3 protein-coding genes, 1 tRNA gene and 1 pseudogene are annotated in these 24,885 nt (G+C 70.2%); all 5 read right to left on the reverse strand.

All coding sequences use genetic code 11. The annotated features are described in order from the left end of the window. Positions 1–13: 13 nt before the first annotated feature. A complete protein-coding gene (locus AOM46_RS12095) occupies positions 14–14,998 on the reverse strand; it encodes a non-ribosomal peptide synthetase (RefSeq protein WP_062209689.1) in 14,985 nt (4,994 codons plus the stop codon). Next, the gene (locus tag AOM46_RS36050; RefSeq protein WP_370592704.1) at positions 14,995–16,605 is read right to left on the reverse strand and encodes a phosphopantetheine-binding protein; all 1,611 of its coding nucleotides are present in this window, start codon (positions 16,603–16,605) and stop codon (positions 14,995–14,997) included. Before AOM46_RS36050 ends, AOM46_RS12095 begins: the two co-directional genes overlap by 4 nt. A gap of 157 nt (positions 16,606–16,762) precedes the next feature. Then, positions 16,763–22,684 (reverse strand): annotated as a pseudogene (locus AOM46_RS36055) (condensation domain-containing protein). Positions 22,685–23,138: 454 nt separating this feature from the next. Then, positions 23,139–23,348: a hypothetical protein gene (locus tag AOM46_RS35310; RefSeq protein ID WP_234313751.1), complete on the reverse strand. Its 210-nt coding sequence runs from the start codon at positions 23,346–23,348 to the stop codon at positions 23,139–23,141. Positions 23,349–24,795: 1,447 nt separating this feature from the next. After that, a tRNA-Ala gene (locus AOM46_RS12115) sits at positions 24,796–24,868 on the reverse strand. Positions 24,869–24,885 lie beyond the last annotated feature (17 nt).

The raw sequence follows: 24,885 nt of genomic DNA on the forward strand, positions 1-24,885 counted from the left end.
ACCGCCGGGCCCTTCAGTCGGCCGCGCGGAGCACACGGGTCAGGACCGCGCCGATCCGCTCCAGGGACTCCGGCTGGGTCATGTGGTCGTGCTCGCAGTCCAGCGGGTACTCCTCCACCCGGCCCCTGACATGCGCCTCCCACTGGCGGGCCTGCGCCGCCGGATCGTCCTTCCCGCGTGTGGCCACGAAGACATGCACATCTCCCCCGTAGCTGCCGAGGGAGACCCCGGGAAGGATGCGGGCGAAGTTCTCGCCCACATCGGCGAGGGCCACGATGTGCCGCTCCTCCAGGCCGGCGAGGGCGCTGTCCCCTCGCTGCAGCAGCGCCATGACGGAGTTGTAGGTGAGCGGTTCGTCGCCCAACTCGGCGGCGTCCAGGCCCAGGAACTGGAGCAGGGCGGCGAGCACGTCCTGCTTCCTGGACTCGGGGTCCTGCTCCTCGGCGACAGGCTCGACCGGCTCCTCCCGGCGGTCCTGCTCGTCCGCCTGGACCGGGTACACGTCGAGCATCGCGAGCAGCCTCACCTCCTCGCCGGCCTCCTGGAGCGCGGTGGCGATCAGATGGGAGACGATCCCACCCAGCGACCAGCCGAGCAGGTGGTACGGGCCCGACGGCTGCACCGAACGGATCTGCGCCAGATAGTCATCGGCCAACTCCCGCATACTCCCGGGAAGTTGATCGTCCTGCCGGGCGAGGCCACGGGCCTGTAGCGCGTATACCGGCTGGTCCGATGGCAGGTGGCGCAGCAGCCCCGAGTAGGTCCAGCCGATGCCGGCGCCCGGGTGGACGCAGAACAGCGGCGGCCGGGAACCGTGCGGGCGCAGCGGCAGCAGCACGTCCAGCGGGTCCTGGTCGTCGCCGTCGCCGAGCCGGCCGGCGAACGCCCGCACGCTCGGCGCCTCCATCAGCGCCCTGATGCTGACCTTCGCGCCCAGCGTCGAACGGACCCTGCCGATCAGCCTGGTGGCCATCAGCGAGTCACCGCCGAGGTCGAAGAAGCCGTCCTCGGCACCGACCCGCTCCAGGCCCAGCACCTCGGCGAAGAGCCCGCACAGCACCTCCTCGGTGGGGGTGCGCGGCGCCCCGCCGTCGGTGGTGGTCGCCGACTCGGGCTCCGGCAGCGCCCGCCGGTCCAGCTTCCCGTTCGGCATCAGGGGCAGTTCGTCCAGCGCCACCACCGCCGTGGGCACCATGTGGCCGGGCAGCGTGGCCGCCACCCGTCCGCGCAGCGTGGCGGTGTCGAGTTCCGCTTCGGTGCCGGCCTCGGCCACCACATAGGCGACCAACCGCTTCCTTCCCTGCTCGTCGTCCCTGGCGACGGCGGCGGCCCGCGCGACCTCCGGCAGGGCGGTGAACGCGGCCTCGATCTCGCCGAGTTCGATGCGGAACCCGCGGATCTTGACCTGTCCGTCGGCCCGGCCGACGTACCGCAGCTGGCCGTCCTCCGCCCAACGCACCAGGTCACCGGTGCGGTACATGCGGGAGCCGGCCGGGCCATGGGGGTCGGCGACGAACCGCTCGCCGGTCAGTCCTGGCCGGTTCCAGTAGCCCCTGGCCAGTCCTGGGCCCGAGACATACAGCTCGCCGACCGCGCCCGCCGGCACCGGGCGCAGCTCGGGGCCCAGCACATACAGGGAGGTGTCGGGGAGCGGCAGACCGATGGGCGGCGCCTGGGCGCCGGACAGCGGCCAGGTGGCGGTCGCGGCGACGGTGGCCTCGGTCGGGCCGTAGGCGTTGATCAGCAGCCGGTCCCGCGACCAGGTGGCCACCAGGTCGGCCGGGCAGACATCGCCGCCGATGACCACGCCGCGCAGTGCGGGCAGCTCCGCCTCGGGCGCGCCGGCCAGCGCGGCGGGCGGCAACGAGGCGTGGGTGATGGCGTGTTCGGCCAGCACCTCGACCAGCGTCTCGCCCGCCAGCGGCCCGTCGGGCGGTACGACCAGCGTCGCACCGGCCAGCAGCGAAAGGGTCAGCTCCAGCACGGCGGCGTCGAAGCTCGGCGTGGCGAACTGCAGCACCCTGCTGCCGGGGCGCGCCTGCACCCGCTCCTGGAGCCCGGCGGCGAGGGCGGCCACGCCGTTGTGGGTGACCATGACGCCCTTGGGGCGGCCGGTCGAACCCGAGGTGTAGATGACATAGGCGGGCGAGTCCAACGACACATCGCCGCGTTCGTCCGCGGACAGGCCGTCCCCGGAGAGGGCGCCCAGCTCCGCGGCCGTCGCCGGCTCGTCCAGGACGAGCCGGGGGAACGAGCCGCCGGGCAGCCCCTCCGCGTAGGCCATCGAGGTCACCAGCAGCGCCGGGCGCGCGTCGTCGAGCATGAACGCGACCCGCTCGGCCGGGTACTCCGGGTCCACCGGCACATAGGCGGCCCCGGTCTTGGCCACCGCGAGCAGTGCGACGACCATGTCGGCGCCGCGGGGCAGTGCCAGGGCGACAAACCGCTCGGGGGCCGCGCCCTCGGTGCGCAGTCGCCTGGCGAGGCGGTTGGCGCGGGCGTCGAGTTCACCGTACGAGAGCACGGTTCCGTCGAAGTCCAGCGCCGGTGCCAGTCGGGCCGACGCCACCCGGGCCTCGAAGAGCGCCGCGAGCGCGGCGGGTTCGACCTGCCGCGCGCCGCTCTCCCTGGCGTCGGCGAACTGCTTGCGCTCCCGCTCGTTGAGGACGTCCCAGGCGGCCAGCGGCAGTTCGGGACGGGCCACGACGGCCTCGAAGAGCGCGAGCAGCCGCGGCGGCAGCTCGTCGGCGAGGCCGGCGGGCAGCGCGTCGGGGCGGTAGCCGAGCTTGAGGCGCAGCCGGGTCCCGGACATCATCGCGGAGACGCTCAGCGGGTAGTGCGTGCCGTCCCGCGTTCCGGTGCCGGCGATACCGACCTCGCGGTCGGCGACCGGCAGCGATTCGGGCTCGGCCGGGTAGTTCTCGAACACCGTCACGGTGTCGAAGAGTTCCCCGAGGCCGGCCAGTCGCTGTACCTCGGCCAGGCCGAGCCACTGGTGGGCGATCAGGCCCGCCTGCTGGTCCTGGAGGGCGCCGAGGAGATCGGCCAGCGTCGCGGCCGGGTCCAGCCGGACCCGTACCGGAAGGGTGTTGATGAAGAGGCCGACCATGCTCTCGATGCCCGGGATCTCCGGCGGGCGACCGGCGACGGTGCCGCCGAACACCACGTCCTGCCGGCCGGTCAGCCTGCCGAGGAGCACGGCCCAGACGCCCTGCACCACGGTGTTGAGAGTCACCCCGAGGCCGCGCGCCGCCGCCGTGAGGGCCGCCGTCAGCTCTTCGGTCAGCTCGACCGACAGCTCCCGCGCCGGCGCCTCCCGACCGGGTGCGACGGGCTGGCCCAACAGGGTCGGCTCGTCGAGTCCGGCCAGCACCTCGCGCCAGGCGCCCCGCGCCACGTCGCCGTCCTGCTCGGCCAGCCACTCCAGATAGGCGCGGTAGGGGGTCGGCCTGGGCAGAACGTGGTGTTCGGCGGCACCGCCGCCCCCGGCGTACAGTGCGGCGAGTTCGCCCATCAGCACGGGCACGGACCAGCCGTCCATCAGGATGTGGTGGTTGGTCAGGACGAAGCGGTAGCGGTCGGCGGCCGTGCGGATCAGGGCGAACCGCAGCAGCGGGGGCTTCGCGAGGTCGAACCTGTGGGCCCGGTCCCGCGCCATGAACAGGGCGACCTCCCGCTCGGCCTCCTCCGGCGCGAGCCCGCTGAAGTCCGCTTCGTACCAGGCCGGTTCGGCCTCGGCGGGCACGATCTGCACCGGCCGCCCCAGTCCCTCGCCGGAAAACGCGGCGGTGAGGTTGGGGTGGCGGCGCAGCAGCGTACCGGCCGCGGTCCGCAGGGCCGCCGCGTCGACGGCGCCGTGCAGATCGAGGGTGAGTTGGACCGTGTAGTGATCGGTGTCGCCCTCGTCGTATAGGGCGTGGTAGAGCAGCCCCTCCTGGAGCGGGGCGAGGGGGAGCACGTCGGCCAGCTCCGGCCACGCCTCCTCAAGCCGTTCGACCTCGCCCTGGGAGAGCGGGACCAGCGGCAGGTCCGAGGGGGTGCGGCCGCCGGCGCCCGGCTGCGCGGCATGCGTGGCGACCGCCTCCAGGCTCTCCGCCCACGCCTCGCCCAACTCCCGCACGTCCGGCTCGGAGAGCAGTTCGCCAGGCCAGGTGAGGGTGGCCACCAGCCGCGGCCCCTGGGCGTAGTCCTCGGCAAGGACGTTGATCTCCAGCAGGTGGGCCAGCGGCATATCGGGTCCACTGCCGCCCGCCGCGCCTTCGGCCGACTCCACGACCGTGCGGCCGCCGTCAAGCGGGGCCGCCAGGTCGAGCGGGAAACGGCCGAGGTAGTTGAAGGCGATCTCCGGTTCGGCGAGGTCCGCCAGTGCGGCGCCGGTCTCCGGGTTGAGATGGCGCAGCAGCCCGTAGCCGAGCCCGTGGTCGGGCGCGGCGCGCAGCTGCTCCTTGACCCGCTTCAACGCGTCGCCGGCGGCCCGTCCGCCGCCGCGCGCCGCGGCCAGGTCGAGCCCGCCGAGGTCGAGCCGCACCGGGTGCATGCTGGTGAACCAGCCGACCGTGCGGGACAGGTCGACACCGTCGACGGCCTCCGCACGGCCGTGGCCCTCCACCGTGACGAGCAGCCGGTCGGCGGCGGTACCGCGCCGCTCCCGCCACCGGGCCACGGCGAGCGCGAGACCGGTGAGCAGCACGTCGTTGGGTCCGGCGCGGAATGCCGAAGGAACGGCGGACAGCAGCTTCGCCGACAGTTCGAACGGCAGGCTGACCCGTATCGCCCTCGCGGTCGCGGCGACATCGCGCGTCCGGTCGAGCGGCCGGTCGGCGAAGGGTGGCTCGGCCCCTTCGAGTACGGACCGCCACAGGGGCAGTTCCGCCGCCAGCTCCTGGGTGTGCGCCAGCTCCGTCAGCCGCTCGGACCAGCGCCGGAACGAGGTGCCGACCGGGTCGAGCGCGGGCGTACGCCCCGCGTCCAACGCCTCCCAGGCGGCCTGGAGATCCGGCATCAGAATGCGCCAGGACACCCCGTCCACGACCAGGTGGTGCAGGACGAGGATCAGCTGGCTCGGCCCTTCGGGGCCCGCGTCCAGGAGGACGGCCTGGAGCATGACGCCGCTCTCCGGGTCGAGCCGGTGCTTGGCCGCCTCGCGCTGCGCCACGGCCAGCTCGTGCAGCCCGGCCTCGTCGAGGCCGGCCGCCCGCACCCGGGTGACGCAGCCGTCGGCGTCCACCGCGCCGCGCGGGCGGACCTCCAGCGACCAGCTGTCCGTCGCCTCGTCCCTGACGAGCGTCAGCCGCAGCGCGTCATGGTGGTCGAGCAGCGTCTGGACGGCGGCGGCCAGCTGCGCGGGGTCGCTGCCGGTGGGCAGGGGCACCTGCATCGACTGGTTGAACGCGTCGATGGGGCCGCCCAGTTGGCGCAGCCAGTGCATGACAGGGGTGAGCGCCACCGGCCCGACACCGTTGTCGGGACGCACCGTTCCCGTCTCGCCCGACTCGTCGACCTCGGTGGCCACGGCGGCCAGCGCCTCGACCGTGCGGTGCCGGAAGATGTCCCGCGCGGTGAGGGAGAGGCCGTCCCTGCGGGCCCTGCTGACCAACTGGATGGAGATGATGCTGTCCCCGCCCAGGTCGAAGAAGCTGTCGTCGATGCCTACCGTCTCCAGGCCCAGCACCTCGGCGAAGAGCCGGCACAGGGCCTCCTCGCGCGGGGTCCGCGGGGCACGTCCCGACGGGTCGGCGGCGAAGTCGGGCGCGGGCAGCGCCCTGCGGTCCACCTTCCCGTTGGCCGTGAGCGGCAGCGCGTCCAGCACGACGAAGGCGACCGGAACCATGTAGTCGGGGAGCAGGTCGGCGACATGGGACCGCAGATCGGTGGCGAGCGGCCGCTGTCCTGGCCGCGGCACCACGTAGCCGACGAGGCGCTTCTCCCCCGGCCGGTCCTGGCGCACCACGACGGCGGCCTGGGCGACCCCTGGATGCCGGGCGACGACCGACTCGATCTCCCCCGGCTCGATGCGGAAGCCGCGGACCTTCACCTGGTCGTCGGCGCGGCCCAGGAAGACGATGTCCCCCGAGCGGTCGCGGCGGACCAGGTCGCCGGTGCGGTACATGCGGGAGCCCGCGGGGCCGTAGGGGTCGGCGACAAAGCGCTCCGCGGTGACACCCGGCCGCTGCCAGTAGCCGCGGGCCAGCCCGGCGCCCGCGATATACAGCTCGCCGGGCGAGCCGACGGGAAGCCGGCCGAGCCCATCGTCCAGGACATGGAGCCGCATGTTGTCCAGCGGCCGCCCGATCGGGACGAGGTCCGGCACCGGCCGGTCGGGGCGCAGCACATGGTGGGAGGCGAACGTGGTGGTCTCGGTCGGCCCGTAGCCGTCGACGACCACCAGATCGGGGCAGCTGTCCCTGACGCGGCGGACGGCGGCGGACGGGACCACGTCGCCGCCGGTCCACACCTCGCGCACGCCGGCGAGCGCTTCGGGGGCCTCCTCGGCGAGGACCCGGAAGAGGCCGGCGGTCAACCAGAGGCCGCTGACCCGGTGTTCGGCGATGGTACGGGCCAGCGCCGGCACATCCAGATCGCCGGGCGGCGCCACGACGACCTCGCCGCCGGAGAGCAGCGGCACCCACAGCTCGTAGGTGGAGGCGTCGAAGGCCTGCGGCGAGTGCAGCAGCACCCGTTCGTGGGCGCCGCCCCGGAAGGCCCGGTCGTGGGCCAGGTGCAGCACGTCACGGTGGCGGACGGCGACGCCCTTGGGCACACCGGTTGAGCCTGAGGTGTACATGATATAAGCCAGCCGGTCAGGGGATCCGGCGGCCGAGAGGTCGGGCAGCGGCCGGGCGGCCTCGGCGCCGGCGAGGTCATCGGCCGCCGGCTCCGGCGCGTCGACGCGCAGCACCTGGGCGGCGCAGTCGAACTGTCCCGTCCACGACTCGGCGTCGGCGAGCAGGGCCACCGCGCCGGTCTCCCTGACCACCTGTTCGAGGCGAGCCGAGGGCGCGCGGCCGTCCAACGGCACATAGACACCACCGGCCTTGAGCACGGCCAGCAGGGAGACGACCAGCTCGGGCGAACGGCGCTGGAGCACCGCGACCCGGCCCTCGGCGGAAAGCCCGGCGGCGAGCAGCCTGCGGGCCAACGCCTCGGCGCGGGCGTCGAGTTCGGCGTAGGTCAGCCGTCCCCAGCCGCCGCTGACGGCCACCGCCTCGGGCGTCCTGGCCACCTGGGCGGCGAACCGGCTGGGCACGGACTCCGCGGCCTCGGGTACATCGAGGGCCGTGTCGTTCCACCGGTGCAGCGCGCGGCGTTCGTCCTCGTCGAGCAGATCGATGCTCCCGATCGGACGGGCGGTCTCGGTGAGGGCCGCGGTGAGCAACCGGGTGAGCCGGGTGGCGAGGGCGGTGGCCGTGTCCTGGTCGAACAGGTCGACGGCGAACTCCAGATGTCCCTCGATCCCGGCGGCGGCGCCGCCCTCCCCGTACGCCTCGAAGAAGCTGAACGAGAGGTCGAACTTGGCGCCCTCGATGCCCACCTGGTACTGGTCGAGCCGCAGCCCCGGCAGCTCGGCCGATACCCCGCCGGTGTTCTGCAGCGTCAGCATCACCTGGAAGAGGGGATGCCTGGCCAGGGAGCGCGCCGGGTCGATGACCTCGACCAGGCGCTCGAACGGCACGTCCTGGTGCGCGTAGGCGCTGAGGTCGCTCTCCCGGACCCGGCTCAGCAACGCGTCGAAGGTCGGGTTTCCCGAGGTGTCGGCACGCAGCACCAGGGTGTTGACGAAGAAACCGACCAGATCGTCCAGCGCCTCGTCGGTGCGGCCGGCGATCGCGGTGCCGATCGGGATGTCGTCGCCGGCGCCCAACCTGCTGAGCAGCGCCGCGAGTCCGGCCTGCAGCACCATGAAGACGCTGGCCCCACCGGCATGGGCCGTCTCCAACACCTTCGTGTGGAGATCGGAGTCCAACCGGAAGGACACGCGTCCACTGCGTCCCGAACTCTCAGCAGGTCGGGGACGGTCCGCGGGAAGGCTCAGCTCCTCGGGGAGATCGGCCAGGTTCTCGGTCCAGTAGCCGATCTGCCGGGAGATCGGGCTGCCCGGATCGTCCTCGGAACCCAACACCCGCTGCTGCCACAGGGTGTAGTCGGCGTACTGCACCGGCAGCGGCGTCCACTCCGGCGCCGCGCCGGCCCGGCGCGCCGCATAGGCGTCGGCCAGATCACGGGCGAGCGGCGCCATCGACCAACCGTCACCCGCGATGTGGTGCAGCACCAGAAGCAGCACATGCTCCCGCTCGCCCAACGCGAACAGATCGACACGCAGGGGCAGTTCGACCGACAGGTCGTATCCGGTCCCGGCGCCCTCCGCCAGCAGGGCGTCCAGTTCGGACGCCTCGACATCGCGGATCCGCAACGTCGGCGTGGCGGGCGTGGGGTCGATCACCATCTGGTGGGGGATGCCGTCGGTGTCGGGGAAGACGGTCCGAAGGCTCTCATGCCGCGCGACCAGATCGCCCAGCGCCGCCTGGAGCGCCGACCGATCGAGATCGCCGGTGAGCCGCATCGCGATCGGCAGGTTGTAGGCGGCGCTCCGGCCGTCGAACCGGTTGATGAACCAGAGCCGGCGCTGCGAGAAGGAGAGCGGGATCAACTCGGGCCGCTCCACCGGCGCCAGCGCCTCCCTGGCCTGGCCGGTGGTGAGCGCCAGCCGTTCGGCAAGACCGGCCACCGTCGGGACCTCGAAGATCGCCCGAATCGCCAACTCCGCGCCCAGCACCGAACGAATCCGACTCATCAGCCGCGTCGCCAACAGCGAATGGCCACCCAGTTCGAAGAAACTGTCGTCGATACCCACCGACTCCAGACCAAGCACCTCGGCGAAGAGCGCACACAACGCGCGCTCCACCTCGTTCCTCGGCTCCCTGCTCGCCTCGGCAGGCCCCAGATCGGGAACCGGAAGCGCCTTGCGATCGAGCTTGCCGTTCGGCGTCAGAGGCAGGGCGTCCAACACCACAAAGGCGGCCGGGATCATGTAGTCGGGGAGCAGGCCCGCGATATGGGACCGCAGCTCGGCGGCGATCGGCCGCTGCCCCGGACGGGGGACCACATAGGCCACCAGGCGTTTGTCGCCCGGACGATCCTCCCGCACCACCACCGAAACCTGCGCCACCGAGACATGCCCCGACAACACCGACTCGATCTCACCCAACTCGATCCGGAAACCCCGAACCTTCACCTGATGATCAACCCGACCCACAAAATCCAACTGCCCATCCGCACCCCACCGCACCACATCACCCGTGCGATACATCCGCGAACCAGAAACACCAAACGGATCAGCCACAAACCGCTCAGCCGTCAAACCAGGACGACCCCAATACCCCCGCGCCAACCCATCACCCGCAATATACAACTCACCCGCAACACCCACCGCCACCGGACGCAACCCACCATCCAACACATACACCCGCGTATTACGAATCGGCGAACCAACCGAAGGCGCACCAACCCGATCACCCAACACCGCCGCAGTCGACCAAATCGTCGTCTCCGTCGGCCCATACAAATTCACCACCTCAGAACCCAACCCCCGCATCGCCTCACCCAACACACCAGGCAACGCCTCACCACCCACCAACATCCGCAACCCACGCACCCCCTCAGGCACATGCGCCACCAACGCCTGCCACAACGACGGCGTCGCCTGCAACAACGTCACACCCGACGACACCACCAACCCCACCAACGCCCCCGGATCAACCACCACATCCCGCGACGCCAACACCACACCCGCACCAGAAACCAACGGCAAATACAACTCCAACCCCGCAATATCAAACGCCACCGTCGTCACCGCCAACAAACGATCCGAACCACCCAAACCAAACAACCCACCCATCCCGGCCAAGAAATTATCCAAACCACCCCGAGGCACCACCACACCCTTAGGACGCCCCGTCGAACCCGACGTATAAATCACATACGCCACATCCGCCGAACACACCGGACGCAACAACTCACCAACCCCGAGATTCCCATCCCCCCGCGAAGCAAGATCCTCAACCGTCCCCGCGTCATCAAGCAACAACAACGGAACACCAACACCCTCGACCACCGAACGCCCCACCACATCCGTCACCACCAAAACCGGCTCCGCATCCTCCAACACATAACCAATACGCTCCCGCGGATACTCCGGATCCACCGGCACATACGCACCACCCGACTTCAACACCGCCAACAACACCACCACCAGATCAACCGACCGCGGCAACACCACCGCCACCCGCCGATCAGGACCAACCCCACGCTCCACCAACAACCGCGCCACCCGATTAACCCGCGCATTCAACTCCCCATACGACAACTCCACATCACCACACACCACCGCCACCCGCCCAGGAACCAACCCCACCCACTCCTCGAACCGCCCCACCACCGAACCCGCCACACCCACAACCCGCGTGTCATTCCACCCCTCCAACACCCGCTCACGCTCACCCACCCCCAACACATCCAACTCACCCACCCGACGCCTCGGACCCACCACCGCCTGCTCCAACAGGCGTTCGAGCCGGTTCACCAGCTCCTGGACGGTCTCCAGGTCGAAGAGGTCGAGGCTGAACTCCAGATCGCCCCGGAGCCCTGCGGGCGCACCGTTCTCGTCCCGCTCCTCGGCGAAGCCGAAGGACAGGTCGAACCGCGAGGTGCCGAGGCCGACCCGTTCGGGGGCGATGCTCAGCCCGGGGAGTTCGACCGAGTAGCCGGCGACGTTCTGGACGTTGAGCGCCACCTGGAAGAGCGGGTGCCTGGAGAGCGAACGGGCCGGGTTGACCACCTCGACCAGGCGCTCGAACGGCACGTCCTGGTGCGCGTAGGCGGCGAGACCGGCGTCCCGCACCCGGCCGACCAGCTCGCGGAAGGTGGGGTCGCCCGAGGTGTCGGTGCGCAGCACCAGCATGTTGACGAAGAAACCGACGAGTTCGTCGACCGCGTCGTCGGTGCGGCCGGCGATGATGCTGCCGACCGGGATGTCGTCCCCGGCGCCCAACTTGCTGAGCAGCGCGGCGAGTCCGGCCTGCAGCACCATGTAGAGGCTGGCCTGGTTCTCCCGGGCCACCGCGATGATCTTGCCGTGCAGCTCGGGGCTGAACCGGAAGTAGTACATCTCGCCGCGGTAGGTGGACTCGGCGGGGCGGGGTCGGTCCGTGGGGAGGCTCAGCTCCTCGGGGAGATCGGCCAGGTGTTCCTTCCAGTAGGCGAGCTGCTGGGAGATCGGGCTCTCCGGATCGTCCTCGGAACCCAACACCCGCTGCTGCCACAGGGCGTAGTCCGCGTACTGCACCGGCAGCGGCGTCCACTCCGGCGCCCCGCCGGCGCGCCTCGCCGCGTAGGCGGAGGTGAAGTCGTGGGCGAGCGGCGCCATCGACCAACCGTCGCCGGCGATGTGGTGCAGCGAGAGCAGCAGGACGTGCTCCTGCGGCGCGAGCGCGAACAGGTAGACGTGCAGCGGCGGTTCGGTGGTGAGGTCCATGCCGCGCTGGACGGCCTGGGACAGCACCTCCTGAAGCTGCTCCTCCGTGGTGTCGATGACGTCGACCACGGGCCGGGCCGCGACCGGGTCCAGCACGACCTGGTGCGGGACGCCGTCGGCCTCGGGGAAGATCGTGCGCAGGCTCTCGTGCCGGGTCACCAGGTCCACCAGGGCCGCCTGGAGCGCGGCGCGGTCCAGATCGCCGGTGAGCCGCATGGCCAGCGGCATGTTGTAGGTGGCGCTCTGGCCGTCGAACCGGTTGATGAACCAGAGCCGGCGCTGCGAGAAGGAGAGCGGGATCAACTCGGGCCGCTCCATCGGTTCGAGGGCGGCCCGGGTGCTCGGGGCGTCGCTCTTCGCCTCGTTCATCCGCGCGGCGAGGCCGGCGACGGTGGGCTCCTCGAAGACGGTGCGGATCTGCAACTCGGTGCCGAAGACCGAACGCACCCGGCTGACCAGGCGGGTGGCCAGCAGTGAGTGGCCGCCCAGGTCGAAGAAGTTGTCGTCGATGCCGACGGCGGGGACGCCAAGGACCTCGACGAACAGGCTGCACAGGATCTCTTCCTGGGGGGTACGCGCGGTGCGTCCCACGGCCTCCAGAGCGAAGTCGGGAGCGGGCAGGGCCCTGCGGTCGAGCTTGCCGTTGGGGGTCAGCGGCAGCACGTCCAACTCGACGAACGCGGCCGGCACCATGTACTCGGGGAGCGCGGCAGCGACCTGGTCGCGCAGTTCGCCGGTGTCGACCGACTGTCCCGCACCCGGGGTCACATAGGCGACAAGCCGCTTGTCGCCCGGGCGGTCCTCGCGGACGACGACGGCGGCCTGGGCGACGGCCTCGTGCGCGGCGATGACCGCCTCGATCTCGCCCAGCTCGATCCGGAAGCCGCGCACCTTCACCTGGTCGTCGGCGCGGCCGATGAACTCGACCGAGCCTTCGGCGTTGTGGCGCACCAGGTCGCCAGCGCGGTACATGCGGCTACCGGCGGGGCCGTAGGGGTCGGCGACGAACCGCTCGGCGGTCATGCCGGGACGGCCCAGATAGCCGCGGGCGAGACCTTCGCCCGCGATGTACAGCTCTCCGGCGACGCCGGCGGGCACCGGACGCAGTCCGCCGTCGAGGATGTAGACGCGCATGTTGTCCAGCGGGGTCCCGATGGGGATCTGCGCCGGCAACTCGTGCACGGACTCGATGCGGTGGCGGGTGGCGAAGGTGGTGGTCTCGGTTGGTCCGTAGCCGTCCACCACGATCGTTCCCGGGCAGGTCTCCATGACCCGGCGCACGGCCTCGGCGGGGACGACGTCGCCACCCGTCCATACCTCCTGGACGTCGGCGAAGCAGCCGGGGGACTCCTCGGCGGTGAGCCGGAAGAGGCCGGCGGTCATCCACAGGCCCGTGACCCGGTGCGCCTTGACGACCCGCTCCAGGGTCGCGATGTCGAGGTCGCCTGGCGGGGCGACGACGGTCCTGCCGCCGTTGAGGAGCGGCACCCACAGCTCGTAGGTGGAGGCGTCGAAGGCCTGCGGCGAGTGCACCAGCACTCGCTCGTGGGCGCCGCCGCGGAAGGAACGGTCATAGGCGAGGGCCAGCACATCGCGATGGGTGATGGCCGTGCCCTTGGGGATACCCGAGGATCCGGACGTGTACATGATGTAGGCGAGCTGTTCGGGGTGCGCCACGATGTCGGGGGCGGTGTCCGGCAGGTCCCGGGTGCCGTCGTCCTCGCTGCCGACGACGACCCGCGCCCCGTGGGTCAGCTCCTTGTCCGCGAGGAACGCGTCGGTGAGCAGCACCACGGCGCCGGTCTCGTCAAGCACCCGCTCCAGACGCGAACGGGGTGCCCGTGCGTCCAACGGCACATAGGCGCCGCCCGCCTTGAGCACGGCGAGGGTGGAGACGACCAGGTCCGCGGAGCGCTCCTGGAGCACGGCGACCGGGGATTCGGCGGCGACGCCGAGCCCGATCAACCGATGCGCGAGACGGTTGGCGCGCGCGTCCAGCTGGGCGTAGGTCAGCTCCTCGTCGCCGGAGACGAGGGCGACGGCGTCGGGGGTCTCCCCGACCTGCTCGGCGAAGCGCCGCTCGATGCCTCCGGCGAGCCTCGGCTCGTCGGTGCGGGTGTCGTTCCACTCCTCGACCAGCCGGTGGCGCTCGGCCGCGCCCAGCAGGTCGAGCCGGGCGACGGGCAGCTCCGGCTGGGCGACGAGGGTGGTCAGGGCCTGCACCAGCCGGTCCAGCATGGCGCGCGTCCGGTCCCCGTCGAACAGGTCGGGGCGGTAGGTCAGGCGCAGGTGGAGCCGTTTGCCGGGGATGGCGAAGAAGGTGAGGGGGTAGTGGCTGGCGTCGGTGCCGTTGGTGCCGACGACCCGCAGGTCGGTGCCCGGGATGACGGCGGCGTCCTCGGCCACCGGGTAGTTCTCGAAGACGGTGAGGGTGTCGAAGAGTTCGCCCTGCCCCGCGAGGTTCTGCACATCGGAGAGGCCGAGGTGGTGGTGCGGCAGCAGCCGGGTCTGCTCCTCCCGCAGCCGGGTGACCAGGCCGATCAGCGACTCCGCCGGCCGCAGCCCCACGCGCACGGGCAGCGTGTTGAGGAAGAGACCCACCATGTTCTCGACGCCCCGGATCTCCGGCGGGCGGCCGGAGACCGTCGCGCCGAAGGTGACGTCGGTGCGTCCGGTGAGCCGGCCGAGCAGCACCGCCCAGGCGCCCTGCACCAGGGTGTTGGCGGTCAGCCCGTGGCTGCGGGCGAGCTGGGAGAGCGCCGCCGTGGTCTCCTCGGAGAGGTCGGCGTGGACCCGGTCGGGGGTGCCGGTGGCCGGGCCCGGGTCGGCGGGGCCGAGCAGCGTCGGGCCATCAAGACCGTCGAGCGCCTCGCGCCAGGCGGCCTCGGCCGCCGGCTTGTCGCGCTTGGCCAGCCAGGCGAGGTAGTTGCGGTACGGGGTGACGGGGGGCAGCACGGACAGGTCGCCGCCGGACGCGTACAGCGTGAACAGCTCACGCATCAGCAGCGGTATGGACCAGCCGTCCAACAGGATGTGGTGGTTGGTCAGGATGACCCGGTGCAGGTCGGGGGCGAGCCTCAGCACCACGAAGCGCAGCAGCGGCGGCCGGGAGAGGTCGAAGCGGTGGTTGCGCTCCTCGTCGGCGATGCGCGCCGCCTCGGCGTGCGCCGCGCTCTCGTCCAGCTCGGTGAGGTCGGTCTCCTGCCAGGGCAGGCGCACGGTCCCGAGGACGATCTGCAGCGGCTTGACGAGCTTCTCGTGCCGGAACCCGACCCGCAGGTTGGCGTGCCGGCGCAGCACGGCCTCGGCCGCGGTGCGCAGGGTCGCGGTGTCCAGGGTGCCACGCAGGTCGATGGAGAGCTGTGTGGTGTAGAGGTCGGGCCCCTGCTCGTCGTAGAGGGCGTGGAAGAGCAGTCCCTCCTGCAGCGGCGTCAGCGGCAGAACTGCCTCGATGTCGGACTTGCTCATGCGTCTGCCCCCAGGTCGTCGTCGAGGAAGTCGAGGTCCGTGCCGGAGAGACCGGACAGGGAGAGGTCGACGGATTCCCCGGTCACGCGTTCTTCGGCTTCGGTGTGCGCAGGGTCGGCCGCGTCGACGTGGCGCGCGACGGCGGCCAGCTCCTCGACGGTCTTGGTGACGAAGACGTCCTGCGCCGTGATATCGAGCCCGGCCTCCCGGGCCCTGCTGACCAGTTGGATCGAGATGATGCTGTCGCCACCCAGCTCGAAGAAGTTCCCGTCGGCGCCGACCTGCGCCAGTCCGAGGACTTCGGCGAAGACCCCGCACAGCACCTTCTCCTCGGGTGTGCGGGGCGGCCTGCCGACCGCCTCGGTGCCGAAGTCGGGTGCGGGCAGCGCCTTCCGGTCGAGTTTTCCGTTGGGTGTGACGGGCAGCGCGTCCAGGGTGATGAGCGCGGCGGGCACCATATAGGCGGGCAGGTGCTCGCTCAGATAGGTGCGGAGCGAGCGGACCAGGCCGCTCACCGCGCGGGACGCGGCGGGCGCGTTGGTGTACGAGGTGAGCGGGGCGCCCGGCTCGGCGCCGGGGAGATAGGGCTCCACGAGCGGTGTCGCGGCCCCCGGGTCGGTGAACACGACGTCCAGCTCCTCGACCGAGGCGGCGTTCCAGGTGATGTCCACCTGGAGGCCGAGGCGGGCGCCCAGCGCGTGGAACTCCTCCGGGTCCAGATCGCCGGGGAGCGGCCGTCCGCCGTTGTAGGCGGCGAGCACCGCGTCGATCGTCTCGCCCGCTTCCAGGGCCCTGACCGCGGCGATCTCCCGCGCCAAGCGGCCGTTGGGCACCCCGCTGACGCGCAGCCGCGCGGGCCTGTGCCCGGTGAGGCGGTCGACGAGGGCGACCGGGTCGGTGACGTCAGTGCCCCAGCGCAGCCCCGGGGCGTCTTCGTCGGGGCGCGGCGCTGCCGTTCCCCGCTCGGCGGTGGTCTTGTGGAGCACCACGTCGTAGCGGTGCCGGCTCAGCTCGTTGTGGTGGACGGCCCGCTTGAGGTGGATGCCGACGCCCGCCAGCTCGTCGACGACGCCGCGCAGGGCGGGGAAGAGCTCGGGGTCGACCAGGAGTTCCTTCTCCAGCTGGACGCTCTGCTCGATGCTGCCGCGCAGCGTCGCGGTGTTCCGCGGCACTTCCTGGGCGCCGGTCCTGATGGCGGTCTGGAAGATCCGCTGCGAGGAGAGGTTGCGCAGGTCGCCGAGGAAGACGGCGCCGCCCGGCACGATGAGCCGCATCGCCTGGCGGATCACGTCCACCAGGTACTCGGCGCCGGGGAAGTACTGGGCGACGGAGTTGACCACGACCAGGTCGAAGAAGTCCTCGGGCAGCCCGTCCGTCTCATGGGCGGCGCTGGTACGCAGCTCCACCTTGTCGCGCACCTCGGCGACGCGGGCGACCTGGGCGCTCAGCTTCCCGATGGCCTCGGCCGAGAAGTCGGTGCCCCAGTAGGCATCCACCCGGGGGGCGACCCTGGCGAGGATCAGGCCGCTGCCGACGCCGAGTTCCAGCACCCGCCGGGGCTTGAGAGACAGGATCCGGTCGACGGTGGCGTCACGCCATTCGCGCATCTCCGTCAGCGGGATGGGCCCACCGTCGTAGCTGCTGTTCCAGCCGTCGAAGTTCTCGCCGAACGCGGCGGGGCCCGATTCGCCGTACTCGGATTCGAAGATGGCCTGCCAGTCGCCGACCTGGGTCTCCTCACGGGCCTCGTCGCGGCCGTCGCCCTCACCGCCGCCGGGCACCACATAGCCGACGAGCTGGCGCTCGCCCGGCCGGTCCTCGCGGGCCAGCACGGCGGCCTGGGCCACCTCGGGATGGCCGGTGAGCAGGGACTCGATCTCGCCCAACTCGATCCGGAAACCACGCAGCTTGACCTGCTCGTCGGCGCGGCCGGCGAAGTCCAGCTGCCCGTCGGGCAGCCAGCGCGCCAGATCGCCTGTGCGGTACATCCGGGAGCCGGGCGGGCCGAACGGGTCGGCGGAGAACCGGCTCGCGGTCAGGTCGGGACGGCCCAGATAGCCACGGGCCAGATGCACACCCGCCAGATACAGCTCGCCGACGACGCCGGGCGCGACCGGACGCAGACCGCTGTCCAGCACGTACACCCGGGTGTTGGCGATCGGACGGCCGATCGGCGGGGTCCGCTCGCCGGCCAGCGGCTCGCTCATCGTGGCGCAGACCGTGGACTCGCTCGGCCCATAGGCGTTGATCATGCGACGGCCGGCCGCCCATCGGGCGACGAGTTCGCGGGAGCTGGCCTCGCCGGCCACCGCGAGGTTGGTGATGGAGGGCAGGCTGTCGGGCGCCATGACCGAGAGGGCCACCGGCGGCAGCGTCACATGGGTGATGCCGCGCTCGGCGATCAGCTCGGCCAACGGTGCGCCGGGGCGCAGCCGCTCGGCCGGGGCCATCACCAGCGCGGCGCCGGACAGCAGGCCCATGCACAGCTCCCAGAACGCCCCGTCGAAGCTGGACGAGAAGAACTGGAGGACCTTGGCGCCCGGGCCCACCTCGAACTCCCTGACCTGGGTCACCGAGAGGTTGGCGACGCCCGCGTGCGAGACCAGCACCCCCTTCGGGCGGCCGGTGGAGCCCGAGGTGTAGATGACATAGGCGGCACTCTCGGGTGCGGGCGGCCCGGCGACGGTGATTCCGTCCGGCACGGCCGGGGCCGAGGCGTCGTCCAGCAGCAGCTGCGGCACCCCTTCGGTCTCGGGGAGCCTGGCCACCGTCGCGGTGTCGGTGAGCAGCAGCGCGGGGGCGGAGTCCTGGAGCATGTGGGTGATGCGTCCGGCCGGGTGGTCCGGGTCCACGGCCAGATAGGCGGCGCCCGCCTTGAAGATGGCGAGTATCGCGATCACCAGCTCGGCGGAGCGGGGCAGGGAGAGCGCCACGACGCGCTCCGGCCCCGCCCCGAGGGCGGTCAGGCGGCGCGCCAACTCGTCCGCGCGCGCGTCCAGCTGGGCATAGCTCAGCACGGTGTTCTCGAACTCCACGGCCGGCGCGTCGGGCGTCTTCGCCACCCGTGCGGCGAACAGCCGCGGCACGGTGTCCCCGGTCACCTCGGTCGCCGTGTCGTTCCACTCCTTGAGCACCCGTTGCTGTTCGGCGTGCTCCAGGATGTCGATCCGATCGATGGGCCGTCCGGGATCGGCGATGACCGAGGTCAGCACGCGCTCCAGGCGCCGGGCCAGGCCCTCGACGGTGTCGCGGTCGAAGAGGTCGGAGCTGTATTCGATGAAGCCGTAAAGGCCGTCGGACTCCCCGTCGTCGTCGTACCGTTCGCGGAAGCTGAACAGCAGGTCGAGCCGGGCGACCTTCATCTCCACCTGCTGGCGGGTGGCCCTGAGGCCGGGCAGGTCCCATTCGTCCAGATCGTTGTTCTCCATGCCCATGGCGATCTGGAACAGCGGGTTGCGGTTGGTCGCCCGGTCCGGGTTGAGGATCTCGACCAGGCGCTCGAAGGGCATGTCCTGGTGGGCGTAGGCGGCCAGGTCGGTGGAGCGCACCCGGGCCAGCAGTTCCCTGAAGTCCGGATTGCCCGAGGTGTCGGTGCGCAGCACCAGGGTGTTGACGAAGAAGCCGACCAGGTCGGTCAGCGCCTCGTCGGTGCGGCCGGCGATCGCCGTGCCGATCGGGATGTCGTCGCCCGCGCCCAGTCTGCTGAGCAGGGTGGCGAGTCCGGCCTGCAGCACCATGAACAGGCTGGCGCCGTTCTCCCTGGCGAGCCCGGTGAGACCGTCGTGCACGTCCGGATCCATCCGGAAGATGATCGATCCGCCCTCGAAGGTGGACATCTCCGGCCGCTGTCGGTCCGTTGGGATGTCCAACTGGTCAGGCAGATCGGCCAGTTGCTCACCCCAGTAGGCGAGCTGGCGGGAGATGGCGCTGTCCGGGTCGTTCTCGTCGCCCAGCGACTCGTGCTGCCAGAGGGTGTAGTCCGCGTACTGCACCGGCAGCGCCGACCACTGCGGGGCCCCGCCACGGCAGCGAGCCGCGTAGGCGGTGCACACGTCGTCGGCGAGCGGGCCCATCGACCAGCCGTCGCCGGCGATGTGGTGGAGCAGCAGCAACAGGACATGCTCGTCCGGCGCGATGGCGAACAGGTGGGCGCGCAGCGGCGGCAGATGCTCCAGATCGAAGCCCTGGTGCGACCGCTCGGCGATCGCCGCGGCCAGCCCCTCCTCGGTGACCTCGGAGACGGTCAGCTCGGGGGTGGCGTTCGCGACGTCCTCGACGAGCTGCCTCGGCACGCCGCCGATCTCGGGGAAGACCGTGCGCAACGTCTCGTGCCTGGCCACCAGATCGCCGAGGGCGGCCCGCAGGGCCGACCGGTCGAGCGTGCCGGAGAGCCGGACCGCGATGGGCATGTTGTAGGTGGAACTCTGGTTGTCGTAGCGGTTGATGAACCAGAGCCGGCGCTGGGCATAGGACAGCGGGATCTCCTCCGGTCGCGCCGTCTTCCGCAGGGTGCTGCGGGAGGTACGGGCGACCAGCACCTGACGGGCGAACTCGGCCGGCGTCGGGCCCTCGAAGAGGCTGCGGATCGGAACCTCGACCTCGAAAACGGACCGCACCCTGCTGACCAGCTTGGTGGCGAGCAGCGAGTGACCGCCGAGGTCGAAGAAGTTCGCGTCGGCCGCGACGCTCTCCAACCCCAACACCTCGGCGAACAACCCACACAGAATCTCCTCCTGCGGACTCCCAGGAGCCCGACCCCCCACCACCCGATCCACCTCAGGAACCGGCAACGCCCGCCGATCCAACTTCCCATTCGCCGTCAAAGGCAAAGAATCCAACACCACAAACGCCGAAGGAACCATGTAATCCGGCAACACCCCAGCCACCCCAGCCCTCAACACACCCACATCAACCAACCCACCCGACACCGGCACCACATACGCCACCAAACGCCGATCCCCCGGCCGATCCTCCCGCACCACCACAGCCGCCTGCCCCACCGACAACTCCCCCTCCACCACAGCCTCAACCTCACCCAACTCAATCCGAAAACCACGCACCTTCACCTGATCATCCGAACGCCCCACATACTCCAACACCCCATCCCCCAACCACCGCGCCACATCCCCCGTCCGATACATCCGCGAACCAGCAACACCAAACGGATCAGCCACAAACCGCTCAGCCGACAAACCAGGCCGCCCCAAATACCCCCGCGCCAACCCAGCACCCGACACATACAACTCACCCACAACACCCACCAACGCAGGCCGCAACGAAGAATCCAAAACATAAACCCCAAGATCCGGAATCGCCTCACCAATCAAACTCCCCACACCCGAAGCAACACCCCCCACACCCAACCGCGCAAACGTCACATGCACCGTCGTCTCAGTAATCCCATACATATTCACCAACACCGGCGACACACCACCATGCCGCTCAAACCAACCACCCAAACGACGAACATCCAACGCCTCACCACCAAACACCACCCACCGCAACCCCAACCCCACCCCACCAGACCCACCAAGCTCCGCCTCAGCCTGCATCAACTGATAAAACGCCGACGGCGTCTGACTCAACACCGTCACACCCTCACGAACCAACAACCCCAAAAACTCAACAGGCGAACGACTCACCTCATGACTCACCACAACCAACCGACCACCCGACAACAACGCCCCCCACAACTCCCAAACCGAAAAATCAAACGCATACGAATGAAACAACGTCCACACATCATCCACACCAAACCCAAACCACGACCCAGTCGACTCAAACAACCGCACCACATTCCGATGCGACACCACCACACCCTTAGGACGCCCCGTCGAACCCGACGTATAAATCACATACGCCGGAGAATCCCCCCACACCCGAGGCAACACCACACCACCAACAGAAACATCAGGAAGATCATCAACAAACACCACCTCCGACACCGCACCCCGCACCTCAACACCCAACCCCGCCCACACACCCACCGACGACACCACCAACGCCGGCCCCGCATCCCCCACCACAAACGCCAACCGCTCCGCCGGATACCCCGGATCCAACGGCACATACGCACCACCCGACTTCACCACCGCCAACAACGCCACCACCAACCGACCGCTCCAAAGCCACCCCAACAAACACCTCAGGCCCCACACCACACCCCACCAACACCCCAGCCAACACCGAAGACCGCTCATCCAACTCCCCATACGACAACCACTCATCACCACACACCACAGCCACCGCACCAGGCGACCGCACCACCCGCTCAGCAAACAACTCACCCAACGACACCCCACCCCCCACCCCCACCGGCAAGGTGGGCAGGGAGTTCACGCTCTGGTCCTCGCCGCCCACCATGTCGATGGCGCCGAGCGGGCCCTCGGGGTCGGTGTCACCGACCCGGCCCAGGAAGTCGACGAACCTGGCGAGGTGGCCGGCCAGTTCACGTTCGCCGTAGAGGTCGGGGTTGGCGTCGAAGTCGATCTGCAACCCCGCGCCGTCGGAGCGGTGGTAGACCACGATCGACAGATCGTCGGCCGGGCCGATCGACAGGTTGTGAACTGCCGCCCGATGGCCGCCGAAGCGCAGGTCGTAGTCGAACATCATGATGTTCACCTGCGGCCCGACCAGAGGCTGGTCGTCGTCGAGGAGGCCCAGGTCCTTGCGCAGGTCCTCGTACCGATAGCGCTGGTGCTTGAGGACCGCGCGCATCTCGCCCGCCACATCCCGCATCAACTGGGCGACACTGACATGCGGGCTCACGGGAAGCCGTAGCGGCAGCACATTGGAGACCATGCCGGGCACGGCCATGCGGGTCCGGCCGAGCCGGGTGGTGACGGGCATCCCGAGCACCGCCTCGGCACCGCCGCCGATGCGCTGGAGATAGGCGGCGGTGATCGCGGTGAGCGCCGCCGGCCAGGGCACGCCGGCCGCACGGGCCGTCTCGCGCAGCCTCTCGGTGTGCTCGGCGGAAAGCATCTCGGTCCTGCGGACCAGGCCACGGGCCATCCTCGGCTGCTTACCGGAAAGGCTCACCGGCGGCTGGACCCCGGACAGCCGCTCGGCCCAGAAACGCCGGTCGTCCGCGAACTGCTCGGACGCCCGGTACGCCGCGTCGTCGGCGACGAGTTCACGCAGCGGCGCGAAGGGACTCTTCCCCGTCGGCTCGCCGGCGACCAGCGCCGAGTACACGTCGGCGACGCGCCGCGCGACCATCGCCACGGTGTAGCCGTCGACGACCACATGGTGGTAGCGGTAGAACCACAGGAACCGGTCGTCGGCCTCCTGGAAGAGCGCGAACCTGAAGAGCGGGTCGCGCATCGGGTCCACGGGAACCGCCAGATCAGCCCGCATCCACGCCTCGGCCGCCGCCCTCGGATCCCGCTCCCCGCGCAGGTCCGCGATGTGCGGCTCCCACGCGTCGAGCCGCACCGTCTGCCAGAGCCGGCCGTCCTCCTCCGACAGCACGACCCGCAGCGCCTCCGCCTCGGCCACCGTCTGTCTGAGGGCCGACTCGAAGAGCACCGTATCGACGGCGCCATGGATCTCCAGATACTCACCCGCGCTGTAGATCGGGTTCTCGGGGTCCAGCTTCTGGGCGAACCAGATCCCGGACTGAGCGGCCGTCAAGGGAAGTCGATCTTCCTTGTACTCAAGCACGGTGATAGTCCTCAATCGCATCGGGAGATCTGGCGCAAGAAACGGAACGCAACACGGTAAGCGGCTCGAACACGTGATACGGCGCACACAGGGTGAGGGGGACTACGCGGGTAACGGCAAGTGGGCCTGGTCCATCCAACAGGGCCGTGCGAAGGGGGAACAAGCGGCTTTGCAGCAAGCTGTCAGCCTCGAAGCGGAACCCGCACCGGGATGGAGAAACGGCATGGGTCCCGCCTTTCGGGGAACCCGTGAGAGCCCCTAGCCCATGGCCTCGACCAGGCATTTCGGGCGCATTTCAGTCCAGTTTGTCTCGATGTATTCGAGGGCATGCCTTGCGGCTCTCGATCCCGAATACCGAAGTCCAGCCGGCCGTGATCTCGACTAATGCGGGCCAGGTCAAGCAGCGCTGCTCATCGTCGAAGTCAGCGCGCGTAGCTGTGGGCCGCCCGACCGTGCGGGCGACATCGGCTCGATGTCACAGGCAACACACCATGCGGCGGTCGCCCCAGCGGGCTGCCGCCCCACCTTCCGGCATCCGGAGCACGCCGTCGAGCAACGCTCCGTCGCCGTCCAGCCCATACGCCACCAGGCCGGGCTCCTCCGCGTACACTCGCATCCCCGTATCGAGCAGTCGCCGCACATCGGCCTTCGGGTCGCTGAGCGTGTCCACGGTGCGGTTGCTCACCGCGGCACCGCGCAGCGGGAGTCCGTTCCGCCCAGCTGCCGGTGCAACTCGCTGGCCAAGTACAGCGCGTCGACGAACTGCTCCTCCACGGCGCCCCGTCAGGCCCGCCCCACGATCGCCAGGACTTGTGCGTCCTGCTGGCCGCCCGTCTCTCCGTCCGCGGCATGCGACATGCCGGATCAGCCCGACCATAAGCGTCTTGCCGGCCGCCGGGACGTGCGCCGCACAGGCCGACGGCCCGCGCAGCACGACCTCCCACCCACCGTTGTCCCCCGCGTCGAGCACGCCGGCGAGTTCGCCCGACCGGTCCGGGAGCACGGCGTTCACCGCGTCCTGGATCAGGAACAGCGCCACCGGGTGACCAGCCCCGATCACCAGAGGTGACCGGGTGGGGGCCCTCAGGACGAGGACGAGGCGAACCGCTGGTCTCGGTGGTGAGGAGCGCCCGCCGGCGCTTTCGCTGACTAGGGTCATGGAACGTGCTCCCGCATGTCTTACGAGGCCCGGGACCGGTGTCGGGGGCCGTGGAACTGACCGATGGCAGCGGCGAACTGCTCCGCCTTCTCGATCACCAGCAAGTGACCGTGTTCCTCAGACGTGAAACCTCGAATTCGGCCGCGCCCTCCCGCACGGCGTGGAATCCGTCGCCCACGGCATACCTGCCGGCCACGTGAGCGGTCGCGATGGTCACTCGATCGTCCCGGTGTGATCCCCGGATTCCCCCTCGGTGGCGCCAACAGAAATCTTTCCGGAATACCGGATCGCCCGGATCCGACGGTCGGTCGCGTTGCCCTTGTTCCACGGCCACGGTGCGAATTCGACGATCCCACTTCGGCAAGCGTCGTCGTATGTGCCGACATCGAACACCGTGATCGCCGCTCACCGCGGCCCCGCGCCGCCCGGTTTCAGGTTGCTCACCAACGACATATGAGAGTTCCCCGCCCTTTCTACGACACCCCCGAGGGCGCGTACAAGAACGCTTACAAGAAGCTGCCAATCTTGGAGACCGAGGACGGGCCGATCCCGCGAACACGCCTACGCTGCACGGATGGAGACGAACCGTCAGTTGATGCGTCGTCATATGCCTCTGTCATAGGGCGCGTTGGATTGGCTTCCCGGGCATACACATCAGCACATCGTCCTGCTCGACAGGCGCGCCCTGAGCCGGCCACCCACTTACAGGCATCCGGTCGCGGCGCTCACGGTCGAGCGCTCGACGCTCTGCCCCGATGCCCCACACGCCCCCACCGGCCCGGCTGGTTGATCCCGCGCCCACGCACCTCGGGCCCCGCCCCGACGCCCCCACCGGTCCAGCCCCGTCGAGGCGACGTCGGCACCAGGCCGGGATGATCCACCCGGGATACCGGTGTCGACACGGTGCTGACGTATTAAACGCCGAGAAATCCCCAGACCCGCGTTTCCGCAGGTCAGGGGATCTCCGAAGAAGTGGAGCCTAGGAGAGTCGAACTCCTGACATCCGCCATGCAAAGACGGCGCTCTACCAACTGAGCTAAGGCCCCGCTCGGCCTTGGGGAAG

Source organism: Streptomyces sp. NBRC 109706 (assembly GCF_000974485.1).
In the GTDB taxonomy this organism is placed as follows: domain Bacteria; phylum Actinomycetota; class Actinomycetes; order Streptomycetales; family Streptomycetaceae; genus Streptomyces.